This window comes from Burkholderia mycopellens, from assembly GCF_964265025.1.
GTDB lineage: Bacteria > Pseudomonadota > Gammaproteobacteria > Burkholderiales > Burkholderiaceae > Burkholderia.
On sequence record NZ_OZ183802.1, the window covers coordinates 1639398 to 1650584 of the forward strand.

An 11187-nucleotide genomic window follows, 5' to 3' on the forward strand; every position below is an offset into this window, starting at 1 on the left:
CGGTGACGATTTTAGACGACAGTTATTGCGGATACGCGTGCGCACATATAACGGTGTCAATCCATTTCGCGCGGACATTTAGACGCATGGGGAGTATCGCGTTGTGCGACCTCGTTATCGTTGTCGAGCCAATATCAAGCGAGGACGAATATGATCGCGTTGTTATTGCAAGCCACTTGGTCGTAGCAGTCCCTTAGTAAGGGAAGAAGCGCGATCTCATTTCGATAGTCATCCGAAAGCTTCGCAAATTCCGTTTTCGAGAATAGGTCAAGGAAATAACTTTCCGGTTGGCGCAAGGCCTTTGAGATAGCACGCACAAGACTGGCGCCCAGAAAACCAACGTCCGGGTCAGGACCACCTCGCGCCGACATCTCGCCGATAAAGAGCAAGCGAAGGGGCGATGGCGCGTGTTCGGTAGCTTCAACCCAGAGAGGCCACGTTTCCTGCAGATCGTAAACCAATCGTCCGGTCTGCCCGACATGGAGCTTGCCGAGCTCAACGTACCAGTCGGACTTCGTCTCGAGTCGAGCCAGGCGATCCCGCACACTGTCTGGGACTTCGAAGAGATTCCACGACAAGTCGTCTTCTCCTTGCAGTGCTGTAATCGATTTCCGTCAAAACGACACCGCGATCCAACCGCCGCGAAACCCATGCCGGTCGCGTGCGGGGCGGCCAGTTCTACTGGAGACGCGCGCACGATTCCATGTGTATTGGAGCCTCACAATGCTCGGTTAGGCTCATGTGGGTATGCCCGCGAAGTCGCCGTCGCCAGATGTTACCGCAGCCATTACGGCAACGACGGAAAGACGGCTTGTCCGTCCGGTCGCTGCTTCTTGAGGTCGACGAGGGGTGACGTGGCTTTGCCCTTGCTCGGCGAATTTCCTGACCAAGGTATCATGCGGTTGCGTTCACGACCGGCGAAGCAGAGTCGAATGTTTCAACGACGGTGCACCGGACGAGGGGATCGGCATCCACATCGCTTCGACCGGCTTCAGCATTGCGAGTGGCCACGTTTTAAAAGAAACGATGCGAAAGAGAATGGGATAACGGCGCGACCCCGCGTATAAACGGACGAGGGAATGAGACTATGAACGAACGGGCAACAGAGTTGCTGATCGAACTCGCTCAGCATGTCGTCGAACAGATGCGAGTTCATTTTCCTGGGTGGAACGAGGCCTACGTTCGCCTGGAAGCACCGAGCGATTCGCAATTTGGAGGAAGGGCTTCCTATCGCAGTGGCACTTGCGTCGAGCTGATTGCTTCCACGGTTCACAAAGAATTTTTTGCAGGCGTACTTCGCATTCTTCCCGACCTCCGCAATGCATTGGAAAATAACGGCCGCAAGTTTTGCGTCGGGCTATTCAGGGTGAATTCGCACCTCCAGTATCAAATGGACTACGAGTGGAACGATCCTGCACGCTGGAATATTACGAAGCTCAACGGTAGGTCTGGGCTCCCCGACGGACTGGACGGTCTCCCTCCGTTGCCGGTGATTCCCCGGGAATAGAGCATCGCCGGTTGCCCGTTGATTTTCGCAACTCTCAGCGTCACTACGTCTGGCTTTGTATGGGATGGCCTGGACGCACCTTGTTCGTCGTCAACTCCTCGTGCGCGTGACGCGTCTTGTCTGCAATGTTCCATATCCAACGTAGCTGACGGTGATGACCGGGGCGCCGATGCCATAGGAAATGGACATTGGCGTCCAGGCGCTGGAGGGCTCTCAAATCATCGGGTCGCTATCTATGCTTAGAAAGCGGAGTTGAATCGCACCGAATTTGGTGGAGGCTCGTATTCTTGAGAGAATCGAGCCATGAACAAGAAGGCAAACAAGTTTTCCCCGGAAGTTCGAGAGCGTGCAGTGCGCCTGGTACGCGAGCAGCGTAGCGAACACCCGTCGATGTGGGCGGCAGTCGAATCGATTGCACCGATGATCGGCTGTACGCCGCAGACGCTGCTGGATTGGGTCAAACGCGACGAGGTCGACCGTGGGGAGCGCGATGGCGTGAACACGGCCGAGCGTGAGCGTATCAAGGCGCTAGAGCGCGAGGTTAAGGAACTGCGCCGGACCAACGAGATTCTCAAGCTGGCGAGCGCGTTTTTCGCCCAGGCGGAGCTCGACCGCCGTTTCAAGTTCTGAAGACCTTCATTGATCAGCATCGCGACACCTTCGGGGTCGAGCCGATCTGCAAGGTCTTGCGGATTGCCCCGTCGGGCTACCGACGCCATGCTGCGCAGCTTCGAGATCCGTCCAAACGCTGCGCCCGCGCCAAACGTGATGAGATTCTGCAACCGGAGATCAAGCGTGTCTGGCAGGCCAACATGCAGGTCTATGGCGTACCGAAGGTCTGGATGCAGATGAACCGGGAAGGTATCGTGGTCGCACGCTGCACAGTCGGGCGGTTGATGAAGCTGCAGGGTTTTCGAGGCGCAGTTCGCGGCAAGCGAGTTCGCACAACGATTCCCGATGCGATTGCGCCACGCCCGCTGGACCGGGTCAACCGGCAGTTCAAGGCCGATCGACCGAATCAGCTCTGGGCGTCGGATTTTACGTATGTCTCGACTTGGCAAGGCTGGCTGTACGTGGCATTCGTGATCGACGTGTTTGCCCGCCGTATCGTTGGCTGGCGCGTCAGTTCGTCGATGACCACGGACTTCGTGCTGGATGCACTTGAACAGGCGCTGTACACCAGGCAACCGGGCGAGGACGGGACGTTGATTCACCACTCCGACAGAGGGTCCCAATACGTCAGCATTCGCTACAGCGAACGGCTGGCCGAGGCGGGCATCGAGCCGTCGGTTGGCAGTCGGGGCGACAGCTACGACAATGCACTGGCTGAAACGATAAATGGCCTGTACAAGACGGAACTGATTCATCGCCGCGCCCCTTGGAAAACGAGGGAATCCGTCGAACTGGCAACGCTGGAATGGGTGGCCTGGTACAACCATCATCGGCTGATGGAGCCGCTCGGCTATATCTCGCCCGCTGCGGCTGAGGCAAACTACTACAGGCAACTCAGAAATACCGCTGACGTGCCTGCATTAACTTAAACCAACCAGCCTCCACGATTCCCGGTGCGGTTCAATCAGGACCTGGCGGGTTTGCTGTCGGCGCTGCACCGTTACGATCCCGGGCTGACGATCGAGCTGCGCGTCGATCACGCACGACAGGTGCTGGACGATCTCGACAGCGGGCGTCTGGGCGCGGCGATCGTTCCACGCGTCGAAGGGCGCGGTGATGGTTATGTGGTGAAACGCGAGCGCTTCGGCTGGTACGCCGCGCCTGAATGGGACGAGACGCCCGGTAGCCCGCTGCGCCTCGTGTCGTGGCCCGCTTCCAGCGACACGCGGGCGTTGGTGCTGCGTTCGCTCGACGACGTGCCGATTCCGTGGCGTGAGGTATTCGTCGGCGAGACCGCGAGCGCGGTGTCCGCCGCCGTGTCCGCGGGACTCGGGGTGGCAGCGATGATGTGCGGAACCGCCCCCGCCGGGGCCGTTGAAGTCAGCGGCCGCTACGGCCTGCCGCGTTTGCCGGAGATGGAGGTGAGGTTGTATCCGGGCTGCGTCGACGAGCGCGTCGCGCGCGCGTTGGGCGCAGCTGCCGGGATGTGTCGCGGCAAGGTGGAGGGCGCGCACGCGTCCATCTGACCGACGCCGCGACAGGGGCGTGACGTCAGGCCGTCAGGTCTACGCGTCGTCGTGGATCTCGCCCAGTACGCGGGATTTCCACTGGCATTCGCGCCATTCGAGATCGGGCTCGGAGTCGAACACGATGCCGCCGCCGACGCCGTAGACGCCCGAGCCGTCGCGACCTAGGACGAGGGTACGGATCGCGACGTTCAACGAGAAGTCGCCGTTGGGCGCGAGCCAGCCGAGGCTGCCGCAATAGAGGCCGCGGTCGTCCACTTCGCGTTCCCGGATGCAGCGCATCGCCGCGAGCTTGGGCGCGCCGACCACCGATCCGCACGGAAAGAGCGCGCGCAGGATCTCGAGCAAGGTCGTGGTGTCGCCCACTTCCGCCTGGATCGTGGAGGTCAGGGTCCAGATTGACGGATAGCGCTCGAGGTCGAACAGGCGAGGGACGCTGACCGAACCGGTCCGCGCGATCTTCCCCAGGTCATTGCGCAGCAGGTCGACGATCATCGCGTTCTCGGCCCGGTCCTTGTCGCTCGCGAGGAGCGCGTCGGCGGCGCGCTTGTCCTGCTCCGGGTCCGCATGCCTGGGCGCCGTGCCCTTCATCGGGCGGCTGGTCAGCATGCCGTCGGCGTGCGCCACGAACAGCTCCGGCGAAATGGACAACGTGTACGAGTCGCCGTCGTCGATATAGGCCGCGTGCGACACCGGATGGTGGTGGATCAATTGCCGGTACAGCGACGCCGGGTCGCCCTCCATCTCGACGTCGACCGGCAGTGTAAAGTTGACCTGGTACACGTCGCCGTTTTCGATCTGCTGCTTGATGGCGAGGATGTGCCGCGCGTACTCCGGGAAGCGGATGCGCGGACGGGCGCTGACGATCCTGGCGGGCGCGTCGTCCGCGCGCGGTTGCCACGTCGACTCGCGAACCGCGTCCTCGAAGACCAACGCGATCAGGCGCGGCGCGCCGCCCGAGGCCGCGGTGCGCCGGTCTTTCAGCCACGCGGGGTCGAGCCATTCGCCGAGCGCATAGGACAGCTTGAGGCCGATCCAGTATCCTGCCCGCTGCGCGCGCTGGATGTCGGCGAGCGCGGCGGGCAGATCGTCGAAGGCGCTGACCGTGATCTTCCGGACGAATCCGCGCAGCTCGAGTGCCTGATCCTGGACGGCATCTTCAAAGCGGCAAATGGGCATTCGATACTCCGAGCTGCCGGGTCACGGGCTTCAGGAAACAGGAAGAGGAGGAGATCCGGGCAGGCTGTCGCAGGGGCACGGGACGCGGATCGAGGTCCGCGCGACGGCGGCGGTCGACGCTGCGCGAGGCCGCGGCGCGCGAGGAGACGGAGGCGCGTGTCGTCTGCTGTCGATAGGTGGGGCAGCAGGAGCGAAAGAAACCGGGACGCATGTTTCCTGAGCGTGAATTGTGTCGGAGAAGTCGGCCCAGGCGCGCGGCAAGATGTCAAGGTCGCGCTTCCCGATAGTGGTCTATCTATTGGCGCCAGTCACGCGACACGCGGATTCTCTCACAACCGAAGCGCGTTTTGGCATGCGCGGCCAGGCCGCGCGCGGCGTGCGGACGTTCAGGGGCAGGTGTCGACGAATGCGGGATGCCGCGCGAGCGCGTCGACCACGGCTGCCGGCGTCGGCGCGCGGGACGGCAACGCGAGATCGGGATGGGTGGCGTGCGCGTAATCGGACGCGACGACCGCGCTTAACGTCGCGATGCCGAACGCGTTCGCGCCGATCTTGCCGCTCGTGCGCGCAGCCTGCTCCAGTGTGCCGCGAAGCCGCCGAGCCGCTGGGCGCTGTAGCGCTCGATCAGCGCGGACTGGATGCGGCCGTCCGACCCTCCCCTCACTCCACCGTCACCGATTTCGCCAGATTCCTCGGCTTGTCGATATCCGCGCCGCGCAAGCACGCCGCGTGATACGCGAGCAGCTGCAACGGCACGACGTGCAGGATCGGCGACAACAGCCCGTAGTAATCCGGCATCCGCAGCACCGACACGCCTTCGCTGTTGTCGATCCGCGTATCGGCATCGGCGAACACGTAAAGCTGCCCGCCGCGCGCGCGCACTTCCTGCATGTTCGACTTCAGCTTCTCGAGCAGCGCATCGTTCGGCGCGATCGTCGCGACGGGCATCGTGTGAGTCACGAGCGCGAGCGGCCCGTGCTTCAACTCACCCGCGGGATACGCCTCCGCGTGGATATACGAAATCTCCTTCAACTTCAGCGCACCTTCAAGCGCGATCGGGTAGTGCAGCCCGCGCCCGAGAAACAGCGCATTCTCGTGCTGCGAGAATTCCGCCGCCCAGCGTTCGATCTGCGGTTCGAGCCCGAGCACATCCTCGAGCGCGCCAGGCAGACGCCGCAACTGCATCGTGTAGCGCGCGAGCTGCGCATCGTCGACGTAGCCGCGCAGTCGGCCGAGCGTGACGGCGAGAATGAACAGCGCGACGAGCTGCGTCGTGAACGCCTTGGTCGACGCGACACCGATTTCCGGGCCGGCCCGCGTCAGGAAGCGCAGGCCGGTCTGCCGCATCATCGCGCTGGTCGGCACGTTGCAGATCGCCAGCGTGTCGATATGGCCGAGCGCCTGCGCGTACTTGAGCGCGGCGAGCGTGTCGGCGGTCTCGCCGGATTGCGACACGCTCACGACCAGCGTATTCGGCATCGCGAGCGCGTCGCTGTAACGGTATTCGCTCGCGATCTCGACCTGCGCGGGCACGCGCGCGATCGTTTCGAGCCAGCGGCGCGCGGTCAGGCCGGAATAGTGACTCGTGCCGCACGCGAGAATCAGCACGTTGTCGATCTGCTCGAACGCCCGCGCGGCGTCCGGGCCGAATACGGCCGGATCGAACAGCCCCGCATCCGGGATGGTCGCGGCCACGGCCTGCGGTTGCTCGAAAATCTCCTTCTGCATGAAATGCCGGTACGGCCCGAGTTCGACCGCGGCCTGTGCGGAGGAAATGGTTTGTACCGCGCGCTCGACCGGTGCGCCGCCACGATCGAGTACGCGCACGCCGCCCGGCGTCAACTCGACGATGTCGCCTTCCTCGAGAAAGATGAAGCGGTCGGTGATGCCGGCGAGCGCGAGCGCGTCGGAGGCGAGAAAGCATTCGCCGTCCTTCACGCCGACGACGAGCGGTGAGCCGGCCTTTGCGCCGATCAACCGTTGTGGCTCGTGCTTGCTGAACACGGCGATCGCGTAGGCGCCGTGAAGCTGTGAAGTCGCTGCGCGTACGGCGGCGAGCAGGTCGCCGCGGTACTTGCTGTGGATCAGGTGCGCGACGACCTCGGTGTCGGTCTGGCCATCGAATTCGTAGTGCGCGTCGGAAAGTTGCTTGCGCAGCGTTTCGTGGTTTTCGATGATACCGTTGTGCACGAGCGCGATTTCATCGCGCGAGAAGATCGGATGGGCATTGCAGGTTGCCGGTGCGCCGTGCGTCGCCCAGCGCGTGTGCGCGATGCCGGTGCTGCCGGTCAGGCCGGCGGTGCGTACATGCGCATCGAGATCGGCAACGCGCGACACGCTGCGTTCGCGACGCGCCTGGCCGTTCACGACCGTCGCCACGCCGCATGAGTCGTAGCCGCGGTATTCGAGACGACGCAAACCTTCAATCAGAATCGGGACGATGTCCCGTTGCGCGACCGCGCCGACGATGCCACACATGACACGTCACCTCCCTGTTAGTCATCATGAGCCGCACGCACCGTTGCGTCAGCGCGATGCGGTTGCCGTTGCCGCCGCCGTCGTGAATCCGCATCGAGCGGGTATGACGGGGGCGGTCATCCGGCTTTCGAATGCCAGATAAAGCGACTCCTCCAGTACGTTCCAGTGTGCGCCGTGCCGATATGGGCCCGACCGTGCTTTCCAGCAGGCAACCGTGCCCCAATCGTTCATCTTGAGCGCGACCAGTGCGATCAAGCTCCACGGATAGTCCGTGTCGGCGAGTTGCGGCCAGCTCTTGCCGTACTTTCGCATCCACTGCGCATAGATCGTCTCGCTGGATTGTTCGGGTACCTGAATACCGGACAGGAGCGGGAGGATCTGCGCGATCTTCGCCGGATAGAAACTCGTATCGCTGACCTGCTGCGTGCTGGCGCGAAAGCCGGATTCGGCGCCGCGCCAGAAGACCTTCAGGATCGCGGATGCCAGCCGGTCGGCGCGCTGGCTCCACGGTCCCGCATGCGTGTAGTCGGCGCGTCTGACGTAGTACGCCGCGAGGGCCTGGAACGCGCTGTGTACTTCGACGTTGTCCATCAGCAATGCGACGTGCAGCGACGACGAGACCTGGTAGACGCCGGAGGACTTGTCGAGCAGCGTGTCCAGGTGCACGCCGGCGCGGTTCAGGCTGAGTTCCCACGCGGCTGGCAAGCCGTCGGGCGGCGCGAAGCGGGCGAGCAGTTCGATCCAGGTCGCCGTCATCGCGTCGTCGGTTTCCGCGCTGGCACATGCGCGGTAGCGGTCGTTCTTCGCGCAGTAGCGATCGAAGCTGCCATCCGGGCGCTGGCGCGGCAGCAACCAAGCGATCCACGCGAGTGCAGCCTGACGGGCGTCGAGTTGCGCGTCGGACGCGGCGAGCAGTGCCTTCGCCGCGAAATACGGGTCGATGCCGACGCCGTTCAGGCGCACGGTGATCGCACCGTCGGCGCGTTGATACAGGCCGTTGAGGCGGAGTTCGGCGGCGCTCGCGTGCAGCGCGAAACCGCACGCAGCGATGCAGCAGGCGACGTGCCACCGGCGACACAGCGCGACGGTGGCCGCGACGCGCGAGCGTACGGTCGGGCAAAGCGCGGGCCGGTTCATGGTCTTGGGCTCCTGCGCGGCGGTCCTGTGCAATTGTCGCCGGGCGCGGCGTTGGCCGCGTCGCACCCGGCGAGCGTGTCGACGTTGCGGCTCGGTTCACCGTGGCGCGGGTGAACCCGAGGCTGGTAACGCTATTGGCGTTCACGGGCCGGTTCTTGACTGCGAAGCCGGAACCAGGCTCGTGGATCGCGCGTGCTTTAACAGGGCACGTCGGCACGATCGGCACTGTCGGCGCGCAGGAGCGCTTGTCTTGCGCTCCAGGCGGACGCGTCGCGTTTCCTTCCGGCTTCGTTGCCCGGGCGTCCCCGTTCGTCCGCTGTCGGACGAGTGCTTCGGGGCACCCTTGACTGTCATTAAGCAAGGCATGAGCCATCGGCCGCGATGCCGCGCGCAGCAAGGGACGAGGGGGAGGGCGGGCGCGTGGCGCGAACGAAGGCGGTGAATTTTGATTCATCGAAGAATCAGCGTGCGCGCGGGTCGAATGCCCGTACACGATCGGCGTCGCTGCCCGCACGCGTCGTGCGTCGAGCGAATTGTCTGCCGAACCGGTGCCGCCTTGGCAGCACGACTCTGCGCGGTGATGTGCACCGCGTCGTTCGTTGCGAGTGCATCGGCCGGAATGCCGATGCGTTCCATGAGGGCGTGTGCGTTGCATGGGCCGGACTCCGATGCAACAGCCCCGTTCCGCACCTGCGTTACACATTCGCAACATTTCCCGCCCCGTTGATTCGTGCGACGTGAATGACGTTGCATGGCGGGTTAAGCCCTCGTGCGTGACCGTGGCCACGCGCTCGACCGCACCGCCGGCTGCACAGACAAAAGTGGCTGATCAAGGACGCGCAACGCGCGTCGACAGATGCGGGAGATCCGATGCGCGATGGACGCTCGACATGCGTTCGGGATTCGTCGGACGACGTCGTCGAAGCGATCGTGCGACTGTCCCGGTGTTTGCCTGTGTCGCGCTTGACCGGCGCTGCGACACGCGTAGCAGTTGTGAAACATTCCGTCGCGCACCGCGTGTGTGCGGGGCATGCAATGCGAACCGGAGACGGTCACGGGGGTGGCTGGTTTGAATATTGCTGTAGAGGAAGAAGCGTGACGAAAAGACGTGACGCGTGGCCAAGCGAGGAACGACTCATGACGTGATTGACCAAGCGTAACAGGACGCCGGTAGTACGACGATTCGCGTGGCGCAGACCGCGCGAACCGGGCGGCGCGCTCGCTCCGCGACACCGCAACGTGTCGATCGCGTGCGAGTACGGGAGGCGCCGCCTGAATACATGATTCGCGCAACGAGGAGGGTCATTCGGCGCGAAATGGCTCAACGAGGATAACGATGAAAAAGATATTGCTTGTGTTCGGGACTCGGCCGGAGGCCATCAAGATGGCACCGCTGGTGCGTGCATTGAAGGCACAAGCGGATGTCGACGCCAGGGTATGCGTGACCGCGCAGCACCGTGAAATGCTCGATCAGGTGCTGACGCTGTTCGACATCAAGCCCGATTACGATCTCAACGTGATGCGCCAAAGTCAGACGCTGACCGACGTGACGACCGGCATTCTTCAGGCAATCGGCATCGTCTTCGACGAATTGCGTCCGGACGTCGTGCTGGTTCACGGCGATACGACGACCACGCTCGCGGTCAGTCTCGCGGCGTTCTACCGTTATTTGCCAGTCGGGCACGTGGAGGCCGGCTTGCGTAGCGGTGACATCTGGTCGCCCTGGCCGGAGGAGTTGAACCGCCGCGTGACCGACGCGGTGTCGTCGTGGCATTTCGCGCCGACCGGGCAGGCACGCGACAACCTGCTCAGCGAGGGCGTACCGGGCGGGGCGGTCGTGCTGACCGGCAATACCGTGATCGATGCGCTGCACGAGGTCAAGCGCATGCTGGACTCCACTGCGGCGCTGTCGGAGAAGGTCGCAGGACAGTTTCCGTTTCTCGAGCCGTCGCGGCGCGTGGTGCTGATCACCGGGCATCGTCGCGAAAGTTTCGGCGAGCCGTTCCAGAATTTCTGCGACGCGCTCTGCACGCTCGCGAACCGCTATCCCGATGCGCAGTTCGTCTATCCGCTGCACATGAATCCGAACGTGCGGGAGCCGGCGCGTGCACGGCTCGGCCACGTACCGAACATCTACCTGATCGAGCCGCAAGAATACCTGTCGTTCGTATTCCTGATGTCGCGCGCGCATTTCATCATCACCGATTCCGGCGGCATTCAGGAAGAAGGGCCGGCGCTGGGCAAGCCGGTTCTGGTGACGCGCGAGACGACGGAGCGGCCGGAAGCGATCCAGGCCGGTACCGCACGGCTCGTCGGCACCGATCAGGAGCGGATCGTGTGGGAGGCGTCGCGGCTGTTCGACAGCGAGAGCGCGTACGGGGAAATGGCGCGCGCGAGCAATCCATACGGAGACGGTCACGCGAGCGAGAGGATCGTGCATGCGCTGATGCGCAATCCGGGGGTGCCCACGAAGGCGACGAGCTTTTCGATGGGGGCGTCGGAGATGCCGTTCAACGCGCTCACGCTGGGGTTGCAGGCGTTGAGATCGCCGTGAGCGTGGCGGGGCACCCGCATGCCGTGCAAGCGGGATGCCCGGCGCTCGATTCGCACGGCGACCTGACGCATGCCACGTTCACGCTCGATCGCGTCAACGACCACAAGAAGGCCGGTGTGGACGCGATCCCGATGTAACGAAGCACTGCGGCGAACCGTCGGCGCGTTGGTGCGCGGCAGCGTCGCGCCGTCATC

The 11187-nt window shown here is 63.7% G+C and carries 9 protein-coding genes, 1 riboswitch and 1 other annotated feature; of the genes, 5 read left to right on the forward strand and 4 right to left on the reverse strand.

What is annotated here, in order from left to right; genetic code table 11:
- Positions 1–134: 134 nt before the first annotated feature.
- Positions 135–578 (reverse strand): hypothetical protein, encoded by a 444-nt coding sequence (locus ACPTTC_RS07665; protein WP_423392068.1) that lies wholly within the window; start codon positions 576–578, stop codon positions 135–137.
- Between the two features lie 509 nt (positions 579–1087).
- On the opposite strand from ACPTTC_RS07665, the gene ACPTTC_RS07670 reads away from it, so the two are divergent.
- From ACPTTC_RS07670 to ACPTTC_RS07680, 3 genes are all read left to right on the forward strand, one after another.
- On the forward strand, positions 1088–1507 hold the full coding sequence (locus ACPTTC_RS07670) for a hypothetical protein (RefSeq protein WP_423392069.1): 420 nt from the start codon (positions 1088–1090) through the stop codon (positions 1505–1507).
- Positions 1508–1810: 303 nt separating this feature from the next.
- Positions 1811–3048 (forward strand): IS3 family transposase gene (locus ACPTTC_RS07675; protein WP_423392070.1). Its coding sequence is split into 2 segments (ribosomal slippage): positions 1811–2102 and positions 2102–3048, totalling 1239 coding nucleotides; the frame shifts between segments, so codons are not numbered across the junction.
- Positions 2092–2208 (forward strand) — a sequence feature (AL1L pseudoknot). (Overlaps the previous gene by 117 nt.)
- Before the next feature lie 24 nt (positions 3049–3072).
- Positions 3073–3645 (forward strand): LysR substrate-binding domain-containing protein, encoded by a 573-nt coding sequence (locus tag ACPTTC_RS07680; RefSeq protein WP_423392071.1) that lies wholly within the window; start codon positions 3073–3075, stop codon positions 3643–3645.
- A 39-nt stretch (positions 3646–3684) separates the two neighbouring features.
- Here ACPTTC_RS07680 and ACPTTC_RS07685 read toward each other — a convergent pair whose 3' ends face one another.
- The 3 genes from ACPTTC_RS07685 to ACPTTC_RS07695 form a co-directional block, all read right to left on the reverse strand.
- The gene (locus ACPTTC_RS07685; RefSeq protein WP_423392072.1) at positions 3685–4824 is read right to left on the reverse strand and encodes an aminodeoxychorismate synthase component I; all 1140 of its coding nucleotides are present in this window, start codon (positions 4822–4824) and stop codon (positions 3685–3687) included.
- 237 nt (positions 4825–5061) lie between these two features.
- Positions 5062–5146: riboswitch (ZMP/ZTP riboswitch) on the reverse strand.
- Positions 5147–5484: 338 nt separating this feature from the next.
- On the reverse strand, positions 5485–7302 hold the full coding sequence (gene glmS / locus ACPTTC_RS07690; protein WP_175972068.1) for a glutamine--fructose-6-phosphate transaminase (isomerizing): 1818 nt from the start codon (positions 7300–7302) through the stop codon (positions 5485–5487).
- Between the two features lie 48 nt (positions 7303–7350).
- Positions 7351–8439 (reverse strand): hypothetical protein, encoded by a 1089-nt coding sequence (locus ACPTTC_RS07695; protein WP_423392073.1) that lies wholly within the window; start codon positions 8437–8439, stop codon positions 7351–7353.
- A gap of 1336 nt (positions 8440–9775) precedes the next feature.
- On the opposite strand from ACPTTC_RS07695, the gene wecB reads away from it, so the two are divergent.
- Both wecB and ACPTTC_RS07705 read left to right on the forward strand, forming a co-directional pair.
- Entirely contained in the window at positions 9776–10993 is a 1218-nt protein-coding gene (wecB, locus tag ACPTTC_RS07700; protein WP_175972065.1) for a non-hydrolyzing UDP-N-acetylglucosamine 2-epimerase, read from the forward strand.
- Positions 10990–11130 carry a hypothetical protein gene (locus ACPTTC_RS07705; protein ID WP_175972064.1) on the forward strand — a complete coding sequence of 47 codons (141 nt, stop codon included), beginning with the start codon at positions 10990–10992 and terminating at the stop codon, positions 11128–11130. The genes wecB and ACPTTC_RS07705 overlap by 4 nt, the downstream gene beginning before the upstream one ends.
- Positions 11131–11187: the final 57 nt, after the last annotated feature.

Coding starts and splice junctions, on each gene's coding strand:
- wecB (WP_175972065.1), top strand. CDS start 9,776: ATGAAAAAGATATTGCTTGTGTTCGGGACTCGGCCGGAGGCCATCAAG.
- glmS (WP_175972068.1), bottom strand. CDS start 7,302: ATGTGTGGCATCGTCGGCGCGGTCGCGCAACGGGACATCGTCCCGATT.
- ACPTTC_RS07695 (WP_423392073.1), bottom strand. CDS start 8,439: ATGAACCGGCCCGCGCTTTGCCCGACCGTACGCTCGCGCGTCGCGGCC.
- ACPTTC_RS07685 (WP_423392072.1), bottom strand. CDS start 4,824: ATGCCCATTTGCCGCTTTGAAGATGCCGTCCAGGATCAGGCACTCGAG.
- ACPTTC_RS07670 (WP_423392069.1), top strand. CDS start 1,088: ATGAACGAACGGGCAACAGAGTTGCTGATCGAACTCGCTCAGCATGTC.